We start from the raw sequence: 22,744 nt of genomic DNA, 5'->3' as shown, positions 1-22,744 counted from the left end.
GTCGTCCCTCCCGCAGCAATCAGCGTACTGGTGTACGGACGCAGGACAGACGGCGGATGGTTGCGTACCGCTACGACATCGCTGTCGATCCCCGCCTCACCCGTGAGAGGTTTTTTCCTTTTTCAGGACAACCGTGCCCGTTTACCCGGGGTCCAACTGGTCAGGAAACGAAAGGCGGTAGTTCATGTCCGGCATCACGTCATCCCGCACGGCCAACCGCGCGCTCGTCGCCGCGGCCCTTCTGATCACCGCCGGCGCCTCGGTGCCGGCCGTCGCGAGTTCCACCGCGCCGGCGCCCGCCCGCAGCGGGAGCAACGGCCCCGCCTACGACCGCGTCGCCGACTTCTACGGCGCCTACGTCGACGCCGTGACCGACGGGGGCTCCGGCACCCTGAGCACCCGGCTGCGGTCCTTCTACCTGACCCCGGCGCTGCGCACCCGGCTCGCCGGCTGGGAGCACCGGCAGCACGCGGACGGAGTACTGCGCGCCCAGGACGTGCCGAGCGCCTGGAAGGTGACGCCGGGCGACAGCGGCGCCGGGCACACCTGGTCGACGGTCCGGCTCACCTGGGGCTCCGCCGCGCACCCGACGTACACCTATCTGACGGTGCAGTCGGATCTGGCGACGAAGAAGATCTCCGACATCAAGCCGAGGAGCTGACGGGCTCCTCGGGTTCCGGGGCGCCCACGAAGGTCCGCCACAGCTCCGCGTAACGGCCGTCGAGGCGGAGCAGTTCGTCGTGGGTGCCGTCCTCGGTGACCCGGCCGTGGTCCATCACCACGACCCGGTCCGCGCGGGCGGCCGTCGTCAGCCGGTGGGCGACCACCAGCGTCGTACGGCGGCCCGCCAGCCGGTCGGTGGCCTGGTTGACCAGTGCCTCCGTCCCCAGATCGAGCGACGCCGTCGCCTCGTCGAGGAGCAGCACGTCCGGATCGACCAGCTCGGCGCGGGCCAGCGCGATCAACTGGCGCTGTCCCGCGGAGAGGTTGCGGCCGCGCTCGGCGACCTCGTGGAGGTAGCCGCCCGCCAGCGTGGCGATCATCTCGTGCGCGCCGACCGCGCGGGCCGCGGCCTCCACCTCGGCGTCGGTGGCGCCCGGACGGCCGTAGGCGATGGCGTCGCGGACGGTCCCCTGGAAGAGGTAGGCCTCCTGGGGGACGACGCCGAGCCGGTGCCGGTAGGCGGTGATGTCGAGGTCGCGCAGATCCCTGCCGTCGACCGTCACCCGCCCGCCCGTCGGGTCGTAGAACCGCGCGACCAACTTCACCAGCGTCGACTTGCCCGCGCCGGTCTCGCCCACGAAGGCGACCGTCTGCCCGGCGGGGATGTGCAACGACACCGCGCTGAGCGCCTCTTCGGCCTCGTCCGCCGGTCCGTACGCGAAGTCGACGTCCTCGAAGGCGATCTCGCCCCGCAGCGACGGCACCTCCAGCGGCTCGGCGGCGGCCTTGGTCGAGGTCGGCTCGCGCAGCAGTTCCTGGATGCGGCCCAGCGAGACGGTGGCCTGCTGATAGCCGTCGAAGACCTGCGAGAGCTGCTGCACGGGCGCGAAGAACAGGTCGATGTAGAGGAGGTAGGCCACCAGCGCGCCGGTGGTGAGCGTGCCGGAGTCGATCCGCTGGGCGCCCACGATCAGCACGGCCGCGGCGGCCCCCGAGGCCAGTAGCTGCACGAACGGGAAGTAGACGGAGATCAGCCACTGCCCGCGGATGCGCGCCCTGCGGTAGCTGTCGCTGCCCTCCGCGAACCGCCGGCCGCTCGCCTCCTCGCGCCTGAACGCCTGGAGGATCCGCAGCCCGGACACCGACTCCTGGAGATCGGCGTTGACCAGCGAGACCCGCTCACGGGCCAGTTCGTACGCCTTGACGCTCGCCCGGCGGAAGAAGAACGTGCCGATGACCAGCGGCGGCAGCGTCACGAAGACGACCAGCGCGAGCTGCACGTCGATCACCAGCAGGGCGACCATGATGCCGAAGAAGGTGACGACGGAGACGAACGCGGTGACGAGCCCGGTCTGCAGGAACGTCGACAGTGCGTCGACGTCGGTGGTCATCCGGGTCATGATCCGGCCGGTGAGCTCCCGCTCGTAGTAGTCGAGCCCGAGGCGCTGGAGCTGCGCGAAGATCTTCAGCCGCAGCGCGTACAGCACCCGCTCGCCGGTGCGGCCCGTCATCCGGGTCTCGCCGATCTGCGCCGCCCACTGGACGAGCACGGTGACCAGCGCGAGCGCGGCCGCCGCCCACACCGCGCCCAGCGCGAGCCGGGTGACGCCCTGGTCGATGCCGTGCCGGATCAGGATGGGCAGCAGCAGCGTCATCACCGCGTCGACGGCCACCAGCGCGAGGCTGACGAGCAGCGGGGCGCCGAAGCCGCGCAGCAGTCTGCGCAGTCCGTAGGAGTCCTCGGCCCCGACCGCGCGGGCCTCGTCGACGTCCGGGACGTCGGTGGCCGGGGGCAGCGCCTCGACCTGGGCGAGGAGTCCGGGGGTGGCGGGCATTCCTTCGAGCGCGTTGTCCCTGGGCTCGCGGTCGCCGGTCCACAGGTGCGGCGTCACCCCGCGCTCGGCGTCGAACTCGGCGTCCAGCTCCTCGCGTACGGAACTGTCCTCCCGCGGCGCCGCCGGCAGGGCGTGGCCCGGGGAGACACCGCCCAGCTCGTCGGGGTCGGTGAGCAGCCGCCGGTAGAGCGCGGAGCGGGCCTGGAGCTCGTCGTGTGTGCCGATGTCGGCGAGCCGTCCGCCGTCGAGGACGGCGATGCGGTCGGCGAGGTTGAGGGTGGAGCGGCGGTGCGCGATCAGCAGGGTCGTGCGGCCCTCCATGACGTGCTTCAGCGCTTCGTGGATCTCGTGCTCGACCCGGGCGTCCACGGCGGAGGTGGCGTCGTCGAGGACGAGCAGCCGCGGGTCGGTGAGGATGGCGCGGGCGAGCGCGACGCGCTGCCGCTGGCCTCCGGAGAGGGTGAGGCCGTGCTCGCCGACCCTGGTGTCGTAGCCGCGGGGCAGCTCGGCGATGAATCGCTCCGCCTGGGCGGCGCGCGCCGCCGTCTCCATCTCGTCCTGGGTGGCGTCGGGACGGCCGTACGCGATGTTGGCGCGCACGGTGTCGGAGAAGAGGAAGGAGTCCTCGGGGACGAGCCCGATCGCGGCGCGCAGCGACTCGGTGGTCAGCTCGCGGACATCGTGCCCGCCGATGAGGACCGCGCCGTGCGTCACGTCGTAGAAGCGCGGCATCAGCAGGGAGACCGTCGACTTGCCGGAGCCGGACGAGCCGACGACCGCGAGGGTCTCGCCGGGCCGGATCTCGAAGCTCAGCCCGTCCAGGACGGGCCGGCCCTCCGTGTAGCCGAACGACACGTCGTCGAACTCGACGGTGGCGGGCGCGTCGGCCGGCAGGGTCTTGGTGCCGTCCTTGATCGACGGCTCGGTGTCGATCAGTTCGAGGACCCGCTCGGCACCGGCGCGGGCCTGCTGCCCGACGGTCAGGACGACGGCCAGCATCCGCACCGGTCCGACGAGCTGCGCGAGATAGGTGGAGAAGGCCACGAAGGTGCCCAGCGTGATCTGGCCGCGTACCGCCAGCCAGCCGCCGAGCGCGAGCATCGCGACCTGGCCGAGAGCGGGTACGGCCTGCAGGGCCGGGGTGTACTTGGCGTTGAGCCGGATGGTCCGCAGCCGGCCCGCGAAGAGCCGCCGCCCGACCTCGCGGAGCTTGCCGGTCTCCTGGTCCTCCTGGCCGAAGCCCTTGACCACGCGGACGCCGCTGACGGCTCCGTCGACGACACCCGCCACGGCGGCGGCCTGCGCCTGCGCGTACCAGGTGGCGGGGTGCAGCCGGGAGCGGCTGCGCCTGGCGACGAACCAGAGGGCCGGGGCGACGGCCAGCGCGACCAGGGTGAGCGGCAGGGACAGCGCCGCCATGATCCCGAGGGAGATCAGGAAGAGCAGGATGTTCCCGATGGTCATCGGGAGCATGAAGAGCAGGCCCTGGATCAGCTGGAGGTCACTGGTGGCACGGCCGACGACCTGCCCGGTGGACAGCTCGTCCTGGCGGCGCCCGTCCAGCCGGGTGATCGTCTCGTACATGTCGGTACGCAGATCGTGCTGGACGTCGAGGGCGAGCCGTCCGCCGTAGTAGCGGCGGACGTAGGTGAAGACGTAGACGAGGACGGCCGCGCCGAGCAGCGCGCCCGCCCAGGGGGCCATGCCCCGGCTGTGGTCGCCGATGACGTCGTCGATGATCACCTTGGTGACCAGTGGGACCACCGCCATCACGGCCATGCCGCCCAGCGAGGAGCCGAGCGCGAGCACCACGTCCTTCGGGTACCGCCAGGCGTACCCGGCGAGCCGCCGTGCCCATCCCCGTTCCGTCGCCACTCCGGTGCCTTCCGTAGATCTCACTCCGCCGGAGGCACCAACACCGGGCGAAGCGGATTTCATCCCTCCGCAACAATTCGTCCGCCGGTCGCCGCGACAGCAGTCCGCCCGCCGGGCGCGGTGGCCGGGCGGGCGGACGGGAGAGTACGGGCTTCGCGAGACGGGAGGGCGGTCCCGGTCAGCTCGCCGGGACGGCCGGGAAGGCTTCCTTCGGCGTCGTCGTGGGCGTGTAGCGCTGGGCACTGACGGTGACCGGCACGAGGTCCTTGTGGATGGCCTTGGCGACGCCCTGGATGGTGGCGACGCCGTAGTCCATGGTGCTGCTGCCGACGGTGAGCACCGACATCATGTAGTCGTGGCCGCCGCCGTTGAACGTGCCGAGGCTGTGCACCCGCCACGCGTTCGTGGAGCGTGAGAGCCAGCCGTTCTTGACGTGCACGGCGACCGTCGAGGGCGCGCCGGCCGGTGTCCCCCAGCGCTGCGAGGAGATGACCTTGCCCATCAGCTTCAGGATGTAGGCACGGGAGCTGTCGCTCAGCACGGTGTTCGTGGCGGTGACGAGCTTGAGCAGCTTCTGCTCGTCGGTGACGTTGATCTGCGTCAGACCCCAGTAGCCGCCGGTGCCCGGCGTGGTCTTCGTCATCCCCGCCGCGGCCAGGAAGCCCTTGATCTTCGTCAGACCGAGCTGGTTCCACAGCTTGGTCGTCGAGGCGTTGTCCGACTGGGTGATCATCTTGGTGGCGAGCGTCGTCTCGGTGCTCGTCAGATAGCGGTTGTGCTTCTTCGCGTCCCACAGCAGCGTGGCGAGGACGGTGACCTTCACCGTGCTGGCCGAGTCGAAGGCGGTGGTGGCGCGGAGCGTGCAAGTGGTCTTCGTGGTGCGGTCGTAGAGGCCGACCGCGACGGTGCCCTTGCGGTTGGCGAGCGCCGCGGTGATGTCCTTCTGCAGCTTGGCGGCCAGGCCGGCCTTGCCCGACGTACAGCTGACGGCCGGCGCCGGCGCGGCGGCGGCCGGGACCGCGGCCACCGCGAGCGGCACGATGACCCCGGCACCGAGGCTCACTGCGAGCACACGGGCACGCCGGGATATCCGGTGAATCATGGAAGCTTCCCATCCCCTTGAAGCGATACGAACGCGCCCATGGGCGCGCGCTCTCTGATGACTCGCAAAGAACCCCGATGGTTGTACGGGTGTTCTGCGGACGAAAGTTCGAGCGTGAGCCCCGGATGAGGCCCCGCGAGCCCGGAGCGGGGAGCCCTCGGGGGCGCCGAACCCCTGGGCCTGAGGCCCGGGGCCGGGGCGTGGGGCCGGGGCCGGGGCGCGGGGCGATCGAGGCAGGCCCGGGTGCTCGGGCCGGAGGCGGGGGAGCCTGAGGTGCGCGGACCTGCCCAGGGGCCCGTGGCCCGCAAGCCCGGGACGCGCGGGCCGGAGGCACGAAACCCGGGCGGGGTGCCTGGGGCACGAAACCCCGGGCGGGGGTGCCGGGGGCACGCCGTCCCGGGACACGGAGGTGTCACTCGAACGCGGAGGCCCGGAGCGCGGAGGTGCGGGCGCGCGGACGCGGAACGCCGAGGCCCGGGACACACCGACCCCGGCCCACAGGCCCGAGGCGCCGAGGCCCGGGGCGCGGAGCACCGTGGCACGCGGCCCGAGGTGGGCAAGCCCCGGGCGCGGAGGAGCGCGGCACGCGGCCCGAGGTGAGCAAGCCCCGGGCGCGGAGAAGCGCGGCACGCGGCCCGAGGTGAGCAAGCCCCGGGCGCGGAGCACCGCGGCGCGCGGCCCGAGGTGGGCAAGCCCCGGGCGCGGAGAAGCGCGGCACACAGGCCCGTGGCGCGCAGGGCCGGGGCGCAGGGCCGCAGCACGCAGGGCCCCGGCACACAGGCCCGAGCCACGGAGTACCTCGGCATGCAGGGCCGGGGGGAGCACCGCGGCACGCGGGCCCAGGTGGGGCGGGCCCGGAGGGGCAGGCCCGGGAAGGCAGGCCCGGGAAGGCAGGCCCGGGAAGGCAGGCCCGGGAAGGCAGGCCCGGGAAGGCAGGCCCGGAGGGGCAGGCCCGGGAAGGCAGGCCCAGGGAGGCAGGCCCGGAGGGGCAGGCCCGGGAAGGCAGGCCCAGGGAGGCAGGCCCGGAGGGGCAGGCCCGGAGGGGCAGGCCCGGGAAGGCGGGCCCAGGGAGGCAGGCCCGGGGAGGCAGGCCCGGAGGGGCAGGCCCGGGGAGGCAGGCCCGGGGAGGGGCTGGATGCACAGGTTGTCCCCAGGTGGGGCACAGTCCGTACCCATCGGGTCGCGTCAGGGTGCGATGGTGACGTCTGCCACTGACCCATCCCCCGACGCCCCCACGACTCCCCCCGCCCCGCCGCCGGTTCCCTCGCCGGCCGGGCCCGCGGAGACGGCGCCGGCCACACCCCGCTGGTCGCTGCCCGTGCTGCTGGCGATCCTCGTACTGGCCGCGGTCCTGTACTCCTGGAACCTGTCGGCCTCCAGCCTCAACAGCTTCTACAGCGCCGCGGTACTCAGCGGCACGCAGAGCTGGAAGGCCTGGTTCTTCGGCTCGCTGGACGCGGGCAACTTCATCACCGTCGACAAGCCGCCGTTCGCGCTCATGATCATGAGTCTGTCCTGCCGGGTCTTCGGCTTCGGCACCTGGCAGATGATGGCCCCCATGGTCGCCGCCGCCCTCGGCACGATCTGGATCCTGCACGCGAGCGTGAAGCGGTACTTCGGACACGCGGCCGCCGCCGTCGCCGCGCTCGTCCTAGCCCTGACCCCGATCACCGTCGCCATCAACCGCGACAACAACCCGGACACGACCCTCGTCCTGCTGATGGTCGCGGGCGCGGCGCTGGGCCTGCGGGCCACCCGGGACGGCAGACTGCTGCCGCTGCTCGGCGCGGCGGTGTGCTTCGGGCTGGCCTTCAACACCAAGATGCTCCAGGCCTACATCGCCCTGCCCGCCGTCCTGGCCGTGTACGTGTACGCCTCCCGGACCGGCTGGGCGAGGAAGGTCCGCGACCTGCTGCTCGCCACCGTGGCGCTGGCCGTCGCGAGCTTCTGGTGGGCGGCCGCCGTCTCACTCGTACCGGCCGGCGACCGCCCGTACATCGGGGGCTCCACGGACGGCTCCGCCTGGGACCTGATCATGGGGTACAACGGCCTGGGCCGGGTGCTGGGCGGCGAGGGCAACGGCGGAGGCGGCGGGGGTGGCGGAGGCGGCACCTTCGCCGGTACCGCGGGCCTCGGCCGGATGTTCAACGACATCCTCGGCGGCCAGATCTCCTGGCTGCTGCCGTTCGCGGGTATCGCCCTCGTGGGCGGCCTGGTGCTGTGCGGACGGGCGCCGCGCACCGATCCGACGCGCGCCGCGCTGGTGCTGTGGGGCGGCTGGACGGTCCTGCACTATCTGACGTTCAGCATGGCCGAGGGCACCATGCACCCCTACTACACGACCGCGCTCGCTCCCGGTATCGCGGCCCTGGCCGGCGGGGGCGGGGTCCTGCTGCTGCGCGCCTTCCGCGGCCAGGACACCCGCTGGGTGTGGGTGCTGCCCGCCGGCCTCGCGGTCACCGCGATCTGGGCGGTCGTCCTGCTGCGCCGGGCAGCCGACTGGAACGGCTGGCTGTGGCCCGCTCTCGCGGTGGTCATGGCACTGGCCATCGCCGGCCTGATCGTCTTCCGCTCCGGCGACCGGGCCCGAGTCGGCTCCGCCAACCGGGCCCGGCTGTTCACCGCGTCCGTGGCCGCGGCGGTCGTGGCGGCCCTCGCCGGTCCGGCGGCGTACGCCGTCGCGGAGCCCGCGTCGGCCGGTGGCGGCCCCGGTGGCGGCGGTATGGGCGGCACCAACCCGACTGCGGGGCCGTCCACCGGCAGCGGCGGCTTCGGCGGCGGTCCCGGCGGCGGCCGGGGCGGCTTCGGCGGCACCCGGCAGGGTGGTCCGAACGCCGAGGCGGGCGGGCAGGCCGGGGGCTTCCCCGGCGGCGGCCAGGCACCCGGCGGGAACGGCGAGCCGCCCCAGGGCGGTTTCCCCGCCGGCGGCCAGGACACGGCCCAACAGGGCGGCGGGAACGGCGGGTTCCCCGGCGGCGACCAGGCGCAGGGCGGGAACGGCAGCGCACCGGGCGGCACCGGGGACCAGCCGGGCGGCGCGGGCGGAGCCGGTGGCATGGGCGGTGGCGGCATGGGCGGTACCACCAGCAGCGCCCTGGTCTCCTATCTGGAGAAGCACCAGGACGGCGCCAAGTGGCTGCTGGCCGAGTCCAATTCACAGGGCGCGGCACAGCTGATCGTGAGCACCGGCAAGCCCGTCATCTCCATGTTCGGCTTCACCGGTTCCGACAAGGCCATGACCCTCGCCAAGCTCAAGGAACTCGTACGCAAGGGCGAGTTGCACTACCTCCAGCTCGGCGGCGGCATGGGCGGCGGCGGGATGGGCGGGAACAACACGCTCAGCTCGCAGATCACCGCGTGGGTGGAGAAGAACGGCACGGCCGTGAAGGCGAGCGCGTACGACAAGTCAGCGTCCGCCGGCTCCACTTCGAAGTCCGGGTCCACCACCGACGGCAACTCGGGTTCCGGCTCCAACTCCGGCTCCGGTTCGGGCTCCACGTCCGGCTCCGGCTCCAACTCCACGTCCGGGACCGGCTCCGACTCCGGGTCCGGGTCCGGCGCGCAGAGCAGCGGCCAGTCGGCCTCGACGCTCTACCGGCTCGACCCGTCCGATCTCGGCTGACCGCACGCCCGGCACTCGACGCGGCCCCTGACCACACCAGGTCAGGGGCCGCCCCCGGTGCCGTGACACCCGTTCTGTCCTGTCTCGCGCACCCCGCCCCAGTTGTTGAATCCATACACAGAACCGACACCTCGTATTAACCCCATGCACTTCATGTCCATGTCACGCTCCCGGTTATCCGCTCCATTCAACCCGCGTAGAACGGACACCCCACGATGCCCGCCACGCACATTCGCCGCTGGAAGACCCTGGCGCTGAGTACCTCCGTGGTTCTCGTCGGCCTCACCCTGCCGGCCATGACCGCGACCCCCGCGAGCGCCACCACGACCGCGTACGACAGCACGTACTACAAGAACGCGATCGGCAAGACCGGCACGACCCTGAAGGCCTCGCTGCACACCATCATCAGCAGCCAGACCAAGATCTCGTACTCCGCGGTCTGGGACGCGCTGAAGGCCACCGACCAGGACCCGAACAACAGCAGCAACGTGATCCTGCTGTACAGCGGAGTCTCGCGCGCCAAGTCCCTCAACGGCGGCGACGTCGGCGACTGGAACCGCGAGCACACCTGGGCCAAGTCGCACGGCGACTTCGGCGAGGTGACCGGTCCCGGCACCGACCTGCACCATCTGCGCCCCGCGGACGTCCAGGTCAACAGCATCCGGGGCAACCTGGACTTCGACAACGGCGGCAGCGCGGTCACCAACGGGGGCGGCAGCAAGGTCGACTCGGACTCCTTCGAGCCGCGCGACGCCGACAAGGGCGACGTGGCCCGCATGATCCTCTACATGGCGGTCCGCTACGAGGGCGACGACGGCTTCGCGAACCTGGAGCCCGACGAGAAGGTCAACAACGGCAGCGCCCCGTACATCGGCAAGCTGTCCGTGCTCAAGGAGTGGAACGACGAGGACCCGCCGAGCGCCTTCGAGGAGAAGCGCAACCAGGTCATCTACGACACCTACCAGCACAACCGCAACCCGTTCATCGACCACCCGGAATGGGTCGACGCGATCTGGTAGTCGAGGGGCCGGCCCGGGACCCCACCCCCGTGGGGTGTCCCGGGCCGGGCGCTCAGTCCAGGTGGGTCGGCGCGAACATCCGCAGCACCGCCGGGAGGACGACCACCGAGGGGCCGGGAGCCGCCAGGGCCTTGGCCAGGTCCTCCTCCAGCGTCTCGGGGCTGGTGAGGGTGCCCGGCACCCCGAAGGACTCGGCGAGGGCCACGTAGTCCGGCCGGGACAGCTCCGTGGCGGTCGCCTGACCGAAGGCGCCGGTCATGTACTCGCGCAGGATGCCGTAGCCGCCGTCGTCGACGATGAGCCAGGTGACCGGGAGACCGCACTGCTTCGCCGTGGCCAGCTCGGCGATGGAGTACAGCGCGCCGCCGTCGCCGGAGACCGCGAGGACCGGGCGGGAGGGGTCGGCCGCCGCCGCGCCCAGCGCAGCCGGGAAGCCGTAGCCGAGGCCGCCGGCGCCCTGGGCGGAGTGCATGGTGTTGGCGCCGCGCGGGTCGAAGGCCGACCACGCCCAGTACGCCAGGATCGTCATGTCCCAGAAGGACGGCGACGTGGACGGCAGGGCCCGCCGGACGGACGCCAGCACGTCCTGCTCCAGGGTGAGTTCCTGGGCGGCGATGCGCTCCGCCACCCGGGCCAGCACCGTGCTCACGCGCTCGGGAGCGGCCGGGTCGGGGCGTTCCTCCACGGTCTCCAGGAGCGCGGACAGCGCGAGGCGGGCGTCCGCGTGGATGCCCAGCGCCGGGTGGTTGGACTCCAGCTTGCCGAGGTCGGCCTCGATCTGGACCACCCGGCCGCGGGGCTTGAACGTGTGGTAGTTCGAGGAGAGTTCACCAAGGCCCGAGCCCACCACCAGCAGGACGTCGGCGTCCTCCAGGAAGTCGGTCGTGTGCCGGTCCTCCAGCCAGGACTGGAGGGAGAGCGGGTGCTCCCAGGGGAATGCGCCCTTGCCGCCGAAGGTGGTGACGACCGGCGCGTTCAGCTTCTCGGCGAGCGCGCGCAGCTTGCCGGACGCGTCCGCCCGGACGACACCGCCGCCCGCGATGATCGCGGGACGGGCCGCGGAGGACAGCAAGTGGGCGGCCAGCGCGGTCAGTTCGGGGCGCGGGACGACGTCCTCGGGGGTCGCGTCCATCGGCGTCACCACCGGCAGGCCCGTCTCGGCGAGGAGGACGTCCTGCGGGATCTCCACCCACACCGGCCCGTGCGGGGCGGTCAGCGCCGACTCCCAGGCCGCCGCGATGGCGGAGGGGATCTGGGACTGCGTACGGACCGTGTGGACCGACTTCACCACGCCCCGGAACGAGGCCTGCTGGTCCGGGAGTTCGTGCAGATAGCCGTGGCGTCCGCCGCCGAGTCCCGCGGTCGGGATCTGGCTGCTGATCGCGAGGACGGGCGCCGAGGCGGCCCGTGCCTCCTGGAGCGCGGCGAGCGAGGTCAGCGCCCCGGGACCGGTGGAGAGCAGCAGCGGCGCGGCCTCACCGGTGATCCGGCCGTAGGCGTCCGCCGCGAAGGCGGCGTTGTTCTCGACGCGCAGGCCGACGTACTGGAGGGACGAGCGGCGCAGCGCGTCGAACATGCCGAGCGCGTGCTGGCCCGGCAGTCCGAAGACGGTCGTCGCGCCGAGCCCGGAGAGGGTCTCCACGACCAGGTCTCCGCCGTTGCGGCCGGGGGGCGGGTTGAGCGCGGCCTCCGTCTGTGCCGCCGACGGGCGGAGAACCAGGTCGTGGTCGTGGGTCACTTGCTTCGGGCCTCCGCGATCTGGCGGGACATGATGGTGGTCAGTTCGTACGCGGTGTGGGACGCCGCCACCGCGGTGATCTCGGCGTGGTCGTAGGCCGGGGCGACCTCGACGACGTCGGCCGAGACCAGGTTGCAGGACGACAGTCCGCGCAGGATCTCCAGGAGCTCGCGGGAGGTCATGCCGCCCGCCTCCGGAGTGCCGGTGCCGGGCGCGTGCGCCGGGTCGAGGCAGTCGATGTCGATGGAGATGTAGAGCGGGCGGTTCCCGATGCGCTGGCGGAGCTGGTCGGCGACCTCGTCGGCGCCGCGGCGGTAGACGTCCGCCGAGGTGACGATGCCGAAGCCCATCTTCTCGTCGTCGGTGAGGTCCTGCTTGCCGTACAGCGGGCCGCGGATGCCGACGTGGGAGAGCGCCGAGGTGTCGAGGATGCCCTCCTCGACGGCGCGGCGGAACGGGGTGCCGTGGGTGTACTCGGCGCCGAAGTAGGTGTCCCAGGTGTCGAGGTGCGCGTCGAAGTGGAGCAGCGCGACCGGTCCGTGCTTCTTGGCGACGGAGCGCAGCAGCGGCAGCGCGATGGTGTGGTCGCCGCCCAGGGTCATCAGGCGGGCGCCGGTGCCGAGCAGCTCGTCGGCGGCGGCCTCCACCGTCTCCACGGCCTCGTTGATGTTGAACGGGTTCGCCGCGATGTCACCGGCGTCCGCGACCTGCGCGAGGGCGAACGGGGAGGCGTCCTGCGCCGGGTTGTAGGGGCGCAGCAGCCGGGACGCCTCGCGGATCGCGTTGCCGCCGAAGCGGGCGCCCGGCCGGTACGAGACGCCGGAGTCGAACGGCACGCCGACGACGGCGACATCGGTCGTACCGACCTCGTCGAGGCGCGGCAGCCGGGCGAAGGTCGCGGGACCGGCGTACCGCGGAACGCGGGACGAGTCGACGGGGCCGCGGGGCGTCTCGTTGCTGCTCATGGGGTATTGCCTTCTTTCCTACGCTTCGTCGCGTATGTACAACTAAGTACAAGTACTACGACTCTACTGGTGAACCGGGACCGGTTCGGACAGGGGTTCGGCGTCACGGCCCGCGAGCCGCTCCCGCCAGGCGGCCAGCACCGCGGCGTCGGTCGCCGGCGTGGCCAGCGAGACGATCACGTACGCGGCCAGCGAGAGGAGGAGCCCGTAGTAGACGGGCTCGTTCGCGAGGATGCCGTAGCCGGCCATCAGGCCGATGACGGCGACACCGCCGACGGCGACGGAGGCGAGGGCGCCGTGCGCGGTGCCGCGCTTCCACAGCAGACCGCCGAGGATCGGCACGAGCAAGCCGCCGACGAGCAGGTTGTAGGCGACGGTCAGCGCCTCGACGACGTTGTTGAGCGCGATCGCCGTGCAGATCACGGCGATGCCCATGACCAGGATGAAGACGCGGTTGCCCTTGACCTCGTCGTGGTCCTCGGTGTCACGCTTCACGGCGCCGCGCAGCCGCGACCAGATGTCGTTGTTGGCGACGGTGGCGCAGGCGATCAGGGCGCCGGAGGAGGTGGACATCACGGCGGCGAGGGCCGCGGCGAGCACCAGTCCGCGCACGCCGACCGGGAGTTCGTCCTTGACGATGGTCGCGAAGGCGGTGTCGGCGCTGGGCAGCGTCGGGTAGAGGACCTTGGCGGCGGTGCCGATGACGGCGCCGGCCACGGCGTACACCAGGCAGTAGGTACCGGCGACGGTGCCGCCCCATTTGGCGGTCCTGTCACCGCGCGCGGTGAACACCCGCTGCCAGATGTCCTGCCCGATCAGCATGCCGAACGTGTAGATCAGCACATAGGTGAAGATCGTCTCGCCGCCGATGCCCAGCGGGTCGAAGTACTCGGTGGGGAGCTTGGCCTTCATCGCGCCGAACCCGCCGGCCTTGACGACCGCGATGGGCAGCAGCAGGAGCAGCACGCCGATCGTCTTGACCACGAACTGCACCATGTCGGTGAGGGTGATCGACCACATGCCGCCGAGCGTGGAGTACGCGACGACGATCGAGCCGCCGAGGACGATCGCGAGCGTCCGGTTCATGTCGAAGAGGACGTCGAAGATCGTGGCGTACGCGATGGTCGAGGTGACCGCGAGCATCAGGGTGTACGCCCACATGACGACACCGGAGATGAGACCGGCCCGGCCGCCGTAGCGCAGGTCGAGCATCTCGGAGACGGTGTAGACCTTCAGTCGGGCGATGCGGGCGGAGAAGAAGACGCTGAGCGCCAGCAGGCCGAGGCCGATGGTGAAGACCATCCAGGCTCCGGAGAGCCCGTACTGGTAGCCGAGGCCCACACCGCCGATGGTGGACGCGCCGCCCAGCACGATGGCGGCCATGGTGCCGGAGTACATGACGGGCCCGAGCCGCCGTCCCGCGACGAGGAAGTCGCTCTTGGACTTGGCGCGGCGCATGCCCCACCAGCCCATGGCCAGCATGCCGGCCAGATAGACGACGATCACTGTGTAGTCGACGGCCATGGGTCTCCTCAGGCGTTCAGTGGCGTGTCGTGCGGGGATGTGGGGGACGATCCGGCAACTGATCGCGGGGACATCCGCCCGTACCCGTGGCTGCCGGTCGGGACCGACATTAGGTGGCCGGAAAGCGGCTGCGAAGTGTACGTTTCATCCATTCGACCCGAACGGAATGGAGGAATCGTCCACCGTGCCGGACCAGTCACCTTCCGCCCCGGCCGTACCGCCGACTCCCCCGGTACCGCTGTCGGCGCTGCTCGCCCGCGAGGACCTGGCGCTGCGCCTGATCGCCGGTCCCGCGGAGCCCGACACGGTGATCCACTGGGCGCACACCTCGGAGATGGCCGACCCCTACCCGTATCTGCTGGGCGGCGAGCTGCTGCTGTCGGCCGGGGTCCACATTCCCGAGGCGGCCGGCTCGGGCACGTACTTCGACGACTATGTCTCCCGCATCGTCGCGGCGGGCGGCGCGGCGCTCGGCTTCGGCCTGGCGCCGGTCCACGACACGGTCCCGCGCGCCCTGGTCGCGGCCTGCGACACCCACGGGCTGCCCCTGCTGGAGGTCCCGCCCCGGACGACGTTCTCCGGGGTCGCCCGCGCGGTGTGGCAGCTCATGGCCCAGGCCCGGCTGGCCGAACTCCGCCGGGTGACCGAGGCCCAGCAGAGCCTGGCGGCGGCCGCCGCCCGCCCCGATCCGGTACCGGCGGTGCTCCGGCAACTGGCGCAGCGGGTGGGCGGCCGGGCGGTGCTGTACGGCCCGGAGGGCGCGGAGCTGGCCCGCGCGGGCAGGTTCCCACCGCCCGCCCCGCGGGACGCGGCGCGACCGGCGCACGGGACCGGCCCGGCGGCCGCCTCCCACCGGGCGGACACGCTGTCTCCCGAGGAGGTGCTCGCCGGGCTGGCCGGTGTCGTGCGGCCCCGGGGGGCTCAGGGACCGGCCCCGTCCTCCGCCACCGACACCGTGGGCGGCGTCCATCTCGCGGCCTACGCCCTCGGCAGCGGGGAGGGCTTCGTCCTGGGCGTCGCCGCGCCGCGCCGCGACCCCGGTGACCACACGATCGCCTCCGTGGCCTCCGTGCTGCTGTCCCTGCTCACCGGGGAGCAGCAGAGCGGGAGCGGGGCGGCCCGGTCGGCGGCCCTGGTGCGGCTGCTGCTCGGCGCCGCGCCGGAGACGGTGGCCCCGCTCCTGGGCGGCGAACGGTGGGTGGTCGTGCACGCGCGCCCCGCCGGGGACGGCCCCGCCCCGGACGCCGTGTCCGCGTCGGCGCTCGCGACCGCGCTGGGCTCGGCGCTGGTGGACGTCGGCGGCGACATCGTGCGCGTCCTCGTCCCCGGCGACCGCGAGACCGTCGCGCAGCCGGGCTGGACCTGCGGGGTCAGCGCCCCCGCGGTCCCGCGGGGGTGGGCGGCCGCCGACACCCAGGCGGCCCGCGCGCTGGCCCGCGCCCGTGCCACCAGGGCGCCGCTGGTCCGCCACGGCGACCGTCCCGCGCTCGCGGACCTCGTCCCCGCGGCGGACGCCGAGGCCCACGCCCACGCCCTGCTCGCACCCGTCGCCGGGATCCCCGCCCTGACCGAGACCCTGCGCACCTGGCTCTCCCTGCACGGCAGTTGGGATCGCACCGCGGTGGCCCTGTCCGTCCACCGCAACACCGTCCGCCAACGCATCGCCCGCTGCGCGGCGTTGCTGTCCATGGACCTCGACGACCCGGACGTACGGATGGAGTTGTGGTTCGCGCTCCGGGACGACTGAACGCGGGAACACCTGAGTGACGCACATCCCAGCGACCGGGACAGCCGCGCCCCCGGCCGGAGCGCACCGGCACAATGGGGGTATGCCGATACCCGGGACGCCCAGCCGCGCCGAACTTGTCGACCATCTCGTGAAGACCCGTATCGCGGGCGATGTCGCCACGCCCCGCGAGAACAACCTCTCCCACTACCGCAAGCTGGCGAACGGCGAGCGCAACTGGTGGCTCGGTCTGGAACTCGGCGACCGCTGGAGCGACGAGCAGGACGTGCTCGCGGTGATGGCGGAACGGGTCGGCGTCAACGACGACCCGGAGTACCGGTACGGCCAGGACACCATCGACCCCGAGCTGACCGTGGAGGCGCTGGACCGTCTCGCGGCCCGGCTGCGCAAGGCGGCCGAGGACCGGCAGCGGGTGCTGTTCGCGACCGGCCACCCCGGCGGTCTGCTGGACGTGCACCGCGCCACGGCCGCGGCCCTGCGCGCCGCCGGCTGCGAGATCGTGGTGATCCCGGACGGCCTGCAGACGGACGAGGGCTACGTCATGCAGTTCGCGGACGTCGCGGTCCTGGAGCACGGCGCCACGCTGTGGCACACGCACTCGGGCGAGCCGATGCGCGCGATCCTCACCGGTCTGGAGCGGGAGGGCCGCCCGCTGCCCGACCTGGTCGTGGCCGACCACGGCTGGGCCGGTTTCGCCGGACAGCGGGGCCTGGACTCCGTCGGATACGCCGACTCCAACGACCCGGCGCTCTTCCTCGCCGAGTCGGAGGGCACGCTCCAGGTCGTGGTCCCGCTCGACGACCACGTCCTCAGCCCGCGCCACTACGACCCGATGACGGCGTACCTGCTCGACGCGGCGGGTCTGGCGTGAGCCCCCGCTAGACACCGGTGTCCGTTCCGGGGGCGCGCCCGGCGCGTGCGCGTCCCGGGAACGGTCACCCGGGGACGGCATCCGGCCCGGCTCACGGACCGGCTCACGGACCGGCAGCCGGGCCGTCCCTGCGGCGGCTCGCCCCGGCCGGCCCTCACGGCCAGGGATTCAGCCCCTCGGACCGCCGCTGGACGTACCCCGGCGTCGGGTCCAGGTACACCCTGCTCACCGCGGGGAACACCGTCCTGATCCGGTCCTCGGCCTGTTCGCAGGCCCACTCGATCTGGGCCGCGGTCGACGCGTCCCGGAAGTCGACCTTCGCGGCGATGAGCGCCTCACGCGGCCCCTGCACGAGCGTGATGAGTTCCAGTACGGCCTCCACGTGCTCCACCGCGAGCAGCTCCGCCCGGATCCGCTCCCGTATCGGCCTGGGCAGCGGCCGTCCGATCAGCAGCTCCGCGTTGGACCGGCCCAACACCCAGGCGACGTAGAGCAGCAGGAGCCCGATGAGCAGCGAGGCGATGCCGTCCCAGACGCCGGATCCGGTGAGCTGGCCGCCGAGCAGGCCGCCCGCGGCGAACACCAGTCCGACCAGCGCCGCCGAGTCCTCCATGACGACGGCCTTCACGGCGGTGTCGGGCGTGCGCCGGAGATAGGTCCTGAAGGGGGCGTCGACCCGGGCGGCCTCGCCGCGCGCCTGCCGCAGCCCCGTCCGCAGGGAGAAGCCCTCCAGGAGGAAGGCGACACCCAGGACGATGTACGACACGAGCGGGTCGCCGAGCTCCTCCCCCGCGACCAGGGTGTGGATGCCGTCGTAGATCGAGAAGACGGCGCCGCCGACGAAGGTGGCGACGGCGGCGAGCAGCGCCCAGATGTAGCGCTCGGGGCCGTAGCCCAGCGGATGGTCCTCGTCGGCCGGTTTCTCGCTGCGTTTGAGGGCCGTGAGCAGCAGCAGTTCGGTGACGGTGTCGGCGACGGAGTGGGCGGCCTCCGACAGCATCGCGCTGGAGCCGCTGATGACCCCGGCGACCGCCTTGGCGAGGGCGATCCCGAGATTGGCCGCGGCGGCGACGATCACCGTGGAGACGCTCTCGCCGCCTCCTTCGCCGCTGTCGCCGCCGTCGTCGTCCCGTGCTGCCGCTTCAGCCATGCCTCAGTCTTACCGAGGAACGACGTCGTTGCCGGGGAACACACGTCCTCACCGGGGGAACCCGCCGCTATCGCGGGACGCGGACCACGCCTTCCTGGATCACCGAGATGGCCAGCCGGCCGTCCTGGGTGTAGATCCGGGCCTGGCCGAGACCCCGGCCGCCCGACGCGGACGGCGACTCCTGGTCGTACAGCAGCCACTCGTCGGCGCGGAACGGGCGGTGGAACCACATCGCGTGGTCGAGCGAGGCGCCGACGACGTCGCCGGTGACCCAGCCGCCGCGGCCGTGCGCGAGCAGGATGGAGTCGAGGAGCGTCATGTCCGAGACGTAGGTCGCGAGGACGACGTGCAGCAGCGGGTCGTCCGCGAGCTTGCCGTTGGTGCGGAACCACACCTGGGAGCGCGGCTCGCGGGTCTCGCCGACGGTGCCGTACGGCGGCGCGTCGACATAGCGCAGGTCGACGGACTCGCGGGCCTCCAGGATGCGCTCCACGACCTCGGCGTCGGTGAAGACGTCGGCGTACAGGGGAAGCAGTTCGGCGGCCGTGGGCAGCGTCTCCGGGTCGGGCGCGGGCGGCATCGGGGCCTGGTGCTCCATGCCCTCCTCGTACGTCTGGAAGGACGCGGAGAGGTGGAAGATCGGCTGTCCGTGCTGGACCGCGACCACCCGCCGGGTGGTGAAGGAGCGGCCGTCGCGGATGCGGTCCACGGAGTACACGATGGGCGCCCCGGGGTCCCCGATCCGCAGGAAGTACGCGTGCAGGGAGTGGGCGAGCCGGTCCTCGGGGACCGTGCGCCCGGCGGCGACCAGTGCCTGCGCCGCCACCTGTCCGCCGAAGACCCGAGGGACGACGGCGGACCGGGACCGGCCGCGGAAGATGTTCTCCTCGATCCGCTCCAGATCGAGCAGATCGAGGAGACTCTGAAGTGCCTCACTCATGGGGCAGTTGTACCGCGCAGTCTTTTCGCGGACCTTACAGGCCCATGTCCTTGGCGATGATCGTCTTCATGATCTCGCTGGTCCCGCCGTAGATGCGGTTGACCCGGTTGTCCGCGTACAGGCGGGCGATCGGGTACTCGTTCATGAAGCCGTAGCCGCCGTGGAGCTGGAGGCAGCGGTCGATGACGCGGTGCGCGACCTCGGTGCAGAACAGCTTGGCGCTGGCGGCCTCGGCCGGGGTCAGCTCACCGGCGTCGAGGGCCTCCAGGGCGCGGTCGGCGACGGCCTCGGCCGCGTCCACCTCGGCCTGGCAGGCGGCCAGCTCGAACTTGGTGTTCTGGAAGGACGCGACGGTCTTGCCGAAGACGGTGCGCTCCTGGACGTACTCCTTGGCGAACCGGACGGCGGCCTTGGCCTGCGCGTAGGCGCCGAAGGCGATGCCCCAGCGCTCGGAGGCGAGGTTGTGGCCGAGGTAGTAGAAGCCCTTGTTCTCCTCGCCGAGCAGGTCCTCGACGGGCACCTTCACGTCGACGAACGCCAGCTCGGCGGTGTCGGAGGTCTTCAGGCCCAGCTTGTCCAGCTTGCGGCCGATGGAGTAGCCCTCGGACTTGGTGTCCACGGCGAAGAGGGAGATGCCGTAGCGGCGGTCCTCGGCGGTGGGCGCGGAGGTGCGGGCGCAGACGATCACGCGGTCGGCGTGGACGCCACCGGTGATGAAGGTCTTGGAGCCGTTGAGGACGTAGTGCGTGCCGTCCTCGGAGAGCTTGGCGGTGGTCTTCATGCCCGCGAGGTCGGAGCCGGTGCCCGGCTCGGTCATCGCGAGGGCCCACATCTCCTCGGCGCTGACGAACTTCGGCAGGAAGCGCTTCTTCTGCTCGTCGGTGGCGAGCGACTTGATGTAGGGCAGGCCCAGCAGCACGTGCACACCGGAGCCGCCGAACTGGACACCCGCGCGCGAGGTCTCCTCGTACATCACGGCTTCGAACTTGTACGAGTCGATGCCGGCGCCGCCGAACTCCTCGTCCACGCGGATGCCGAAGACGCCGAGCTCGGCGAGCTTGTAGTAGAAGTCGCGCGGCGCCTGGCCGGCGGCGAACCACTCGTCGTAGACCGGGACGACCTCGGCCTCGATGAAGGCGCGCAGGGTCTCCCGGAACGCCTCGTGGTCCTCGTTGAACACAGTACGGCGCACCGCCGCCACCTCCGCCTGGATACCTGGTCTATTTCTAAGCGCTTGCTCAGATACGAGGTTACCCGCCGGTCACGAGCGCCGTCCAGGGGCGGACCCCCGAGACGCTCGTCACGCCCCGGGAGTCACGGGAACCTCAGGGGCCACTTCCGCCACCCCGGGAGTCACGGAAGCCACGGAGGCCCCAGGAGCCACGACGGCCGCGCCGAAGGCACCCCGAGCCATCCGGTGCAACAGCTCCGCCGTCCCCGAGCGCCCCGGGAGCGCGCCCGGCCGCCCCAGGTGCGGGGTCGAGTTCAGCAGCCCGAAGACCGAGTGAACGGCCGAACGGGCGGCGGGCTCGGTCAGCCCCGGGTACACCTCGCGCACCACCTCCACCCACAGCTCGACGTACTGGCGCTGGAGCTGCCGTACGAGCTTGCGGTCGCTGTCGCGCAGGCGGTCCAGCTCGCGGTCGTGCAGGGTGATCAGGGGGCGGTCGTCGAGCGCGAAGTCGATGTGCCCCTCGATGAGCGAGTCGAGGAGCGCCTCCGCACCCCCTTCGGCCTCCGCCACCCGGCGCTTGCCGCCCGTGAGCAGCTGCCCGCTGATCCCCACCAGCAGCTCGGCGAGCATCGCGTCCTTGCCGGCGAAGTGCCGGTAGAGACCGGGGCCGCTGATGCCGACCGCCGCTCCTATCTCATCCACTCCCACACCGTGGAAACCGCGCTCGGCGAAGAGCCGCGCCGCTTCCCTCAGGATCTGCTCGCGCCGGGTGGGGGCGTCGGTTCTGGTGGCCATGAAAACAATTCTAGACAGGCGGGTTAGCGGTCGTTAACCTGAAGGGGTTGCGTTAACGCTCATTAACTGGTCGACCACCTGGTGAGGGGACCGCAGGATGCAAGAGGCACCGGAGCTGACGAGCGCGGCAGACCCCGCGTCGGAGGCCTGGAGGGCCAACGAGGCGGCACACCGCGCGCTGGGCGAGGAACTGCGCCTGAAGCTGGCCGCGGCGCGGCTCGGCGGCGGCGAGAAGGCGCGCGCGCGGCACACCGCGCGCGGAAAGCTGCTGCCCCGCGACCGTGTGGACGCCCTGCTCGACCCCGGCTCACCGTTCCTGGAGCTGGCGCCGCTCGCCGCCGACGGGATGTACGAGGGAGCGGCCCCGGCCGCCGGCGTCATCGCCGGGATCGGCCGGGTCAGCGGGCGCGAGTGCGTGATCGTCGCGAACGACGCCACCGTCAAGGGCGGCACCTACTACCCGATGACGGTGAAGAAGCACCTGCGCGCCCAGGAGGTCGCGCTGGAGAACCGGCTGCCCTGCGTCTACCTCGTCGACTCCGGGGGCGCCTTCCTGCCGATGCAGGACGAGGTGTTCCCGGACCGCGACCACTTCGGGCGGATCTTCTACAACCAGGCGCGGATGTCCGGCGCGGGCATCCCGCAGATCGCGGCCGTCCTCGGCTCGTGCACGGCCGGCGGCGCCTACGTGCCGGCGATGAGCGACGAGGCCGTGATCGTGCGCGGCCAGGGCACCATCTTCCTGGGCGGGCCACCGCTGGTGAAGGCCGCCACCGGCGAGGTCGTCACGGCCGAGGAGCTGGGCGGCGGCGAGGTCCACTCGCGTGTGTCGGGTGTCACCGACCATCTCGCGGAGGACGACGCGCACGCGCTGCGGATCGTCCGGAACATCGTGGCCACCCTGCCCGCGCGCGGGGCGCTCCCCTGGTCCGTGGAGCCGTCGGCCGAGCCCAAGGTCGACCCGTACGGGCTGTACGGCGCGGTGCCGGTCGACTCCCGCACTCCGTACGACGTGCGCGAGGTCATCGCGCGCGTGGTGGACGGTTCGCGCTTCGCCGAGTTCAAGGCCGAGTTCGGGCAGACCCTGGTCACCGGCTTCGCGCGGATCCACGGCCAGCCGGTCGGGATCGTCGCGAACAACGGCATCCTGTTCTCCGAATCGGCCCAGAAGGGCGCCCACTTCATCGAGCTGTGCGACCAGCGCGGCATCCCGCTGGTGTTCCTGCAGAACATCTCCGGATTCATGGTGGGGCGCCAGTACGAGGCCGGTGGCATCGCCAAGCACGGCGCCAAGATGGTGACGGCCGTCGCCTGCACGCGCGTCCCGAAGCTGACCGTCGTGATCGGCGGCTCGTACGGAGCGGGCAACTACTCGATGTGCGGCCGGGCGTACTCGCCGCGCTTCCTGTGGATGTGGCCGGGCGCCAAGATCTCCGTGATGGGCGGCGAGCAGGCCTCCTCGGTCCTCGCGACCGTCAAGCGCGACCAGATCGAGGCGCGCGGCGAGTCCTGGCCGGCCTCGGACGAGGAGGAGTTCAAGGACCCGATCCGCCGCCAGTACGAGCGGCAGGGCAACGCCTACTACGCGACGGCCCGGCTCTGGGACGACGGCGTGATCGACCCGATGGAGACCCGGCAGGTCCTCGGACTCGCCCTGACCGCCTGCGCCAACGCGCCCCTGGGTGACCCCCAGTTCGGCGTCTTCCGGATGTGAGGGGACCCAC

15 protein-coding genes are annotated in these 22,744 nt (G+C 72.2%); 6 read left to right on the top strand and 9 right to left on the bottom strand.

Annotated features, from left to right (window positions below):
• Positions 1-184 precede the first annotated feature (184 nt).
• Positions 185-661, top strand: a complete 477-nt coding sequence (locus OHT01_RS25445) for a hypothetical protein (RefSeq protein ID WP_328555431.1) — start codon at positions 185-187, stop codon at positions 659-661.
• Here the strand turns inward: OHT01_RS25445 and OHT01_RS25440 are convergent.
• Together OHT01_RS25440 and OHT01_RS25435 are read right to left on the bottom strand one after the other, a co-directional pair.
• Positions 645-4,373: an ABC transporter ATP-binding protein gene (locus OHT01_RS25440; protein WP_328555430.1), complete on the bottom strand. Its 3,729-nt coding sequence runs from the start codon at positions 4,371-4,373 to the stop codon at positions 645-647. The genes OHT01_RS25445 and OHT01_RS25440 overlap by 17 nt on opposite strands.
• Before the next feature lie 178 nt (positions 4,374-4,551).
• On the bottom strand, positions 4,552-5,475 hold the full coding sequence (locus tag OHT01_RS25435; protein WP_328555429.1) for a serine hydrolase: 924 nt from the start codon (positions 5,473-5,475) through the stop codon (positions 4,552-4,554).
• A gap of 1,198 nt (positions 5,476-6,673) precedes the next feature.
• On the opposite strand from OHT01_RS25435, the gene OHT01_RS25430 reads away from it, so the two are divergent.
• Positions 6,674-9,097: an ArnT family glycosyltransferase gene (locus OHT01_RS25430; RefSeq protein ID WP_443043436.1), complete on the top strand. Its 2,424-nt coding sequence runs from the start codon at positions 6,674-6,676 to the stop codon at positions 9,095-9,097.
• A gap of 215 nt (positions 9,098-9,312) precedes the next feature.
• Positions 9,313-10,116, top strand: a complete 804-nt coding sequence (locus tag OHT01_RS25425) for an endonuclease I family protein (RefSeq protein WP_328555427.1) — start codon at positions 9,313-9,315, stop codon at positions 10,114-10,116.
• Positions 10,117-10,168: 52 nt separating this feature from the next.
• Here the strand turns inward: OHT01_RS25425 and OHT01_RS25420 are convergent, their stop codons facing one another.
• From OHT01_RS25420 to OHT01_RS25410, 3 genes are all read right to left on the bottom strand, one after another.
• The gene (locus OHT01_RS25420; protein WP_328555426.1) at positions 10,169-11,854 is read right to left on the bottom strand and encodes a thiamine pyrophosphate-binding protein; all 1,686 of its coding nucleotides are present in this window, start codon (positions 11,852-11,854) and stop codon (positions 10,169-10,171) included.
• Positions 11,851-12,819, bottom strand: coding sequence for an agmatinase (gene speB / locus OHT01_RS25415; RefSeq protein WP_328555425.1), 969 nt, complete (start codon positions 12,817-12,819; stop codon positions 11,851-11,853). Before speB ends, OHT01_RS25420 begins: the two co-directional genes overlap by 4 nt.
• Positions 12,820-12,882: 63 nt before the next feature.
• On the bottom strand, positions 12,883-14,343 hold the full coding sequence (locus OHT01_RS25410) for a sodium:solute symporter (RefSeq protein WP_328555424.1): 1,461 nt from the start codon (positions 14,341-14,343) through the stop codon (positions 12,883-12,885).
• A gap of 166 nt (positions 14,344-14,509) precedes the next feature.
• Here OHT01_RS25410 and OHT01_RS25405 point away from each other — a divergent pair, with 166 nt between their 5' ends.
• Positions 14,510-16,090: a PucR family transcriptional regulator gene (locus OHT01_RS25405; protein WP_328555423.1), complete on the top strand. Its 1,581-nt coding sequence runs from the start codon at positions 14,510-14,512 to the stop codon at positions 16,088-16,090.
• 82 nt (positions 16,091-16,172) lie between these two features.
• The gene (locus tag OHT01_RS25400) at positions 16,173-16,961 is read left to right on the top strand and encodes a phosphatase (RefSeq protein WP_328555422.1); all 789 of its coding nucleotides are present in this window, start codon (positions 16,173-16,175) and stop codon (positions 16,959-16,961) included.
• Between the two features lie 154 nt (positions 16,962-17,115).
• Here OHT01_RS25400 and OHT01_RS25395 read toward each other — a convergent pair whose 3' ends face one another.
• From OHT01_RS25395 to OHT01_RS25380, 4 genes are all read right to left on the bottom strand, one after another.
• On the bottom strand, positions 17,116-18,111 hold the full coding sequence (locus tag OHT01_RS25395) for a cation diffusion facilitator family transporter (protein ID WP_328555421.1): 996 nt from the start codon (positions 18,109-18,111) through the stop codon (positions 17,116-17,118).
• Positions 18,112-18,178: 67 nt separating this feature from the next.
• A complete protein-coding gene (gene tesB, locus OHT01_RS25390) occupies positions 18,179-19,051 on the bottom strand; it encodes an acyl-CoA thioesterase II (RefSeq protein WP_328555420.1) in 873 nt (290 codons plus the stop codon).
• A gap of 34 nt (positions 19,052-19,085) precedes the next feature.
• Positions 19,086-20,243, bottom strand: coding sequence for an acyl-CoA dehydrogenase family protein (locus OHT01_RS25385; RefSeq protein ID WP_328555419.1), 1,158 nt, complete (start codon positions 20,241-20,243; stop codon positions 19,086-19,088).
• A 108-nt stretch (positions 20,244-20,351) separates the two neighbouring features.
• Positions 20,352-21,020 carry an SACE_7040 family transcriptional regulator gene (locus OHT01_RS25380; protein ID WP_328555418.1) on the bottom strand — a complete coding sequence of 223 codons (669 nt, stop codon included), beginning with the start codon at positions 21,018-21,020 and terminating at the stop codon, positions 20,352-20,354.
• Between the two features lie 97 nt (positions 21,021-21,117).
• Here OHT01_RS25380 and OHT01_RS25375 point away from each other — a divergent pair, with 97 nt between their 5' ends.
• Positions 21,118-22,734 (top strand): carboxyl transferase domain-containing protein, encoded by a 1,617-nt coding sequence (locus tag OHT01_RS25375; RefSeq protein ID WP_328555417.1) that lies wholly within the window; start codon positions 21,118-21,120, stop codon positions 22,732-22,734.
• Positions 22,735-22,744: the final 10 nt, after the last annotated feature.

It is taken from the genome of Streptomyces sp. NBC_00358 (assembly GCF_036099295.1).
Classification (GTDB): domain Bacteria; phylum Actinomycetota; class Actinomycetes; order Streptomycetales; family Streptomycetaceae; genus Streptomyces.
This window is presented reverse-complemented; position numbering and strand designations above follow the sequence as displayed.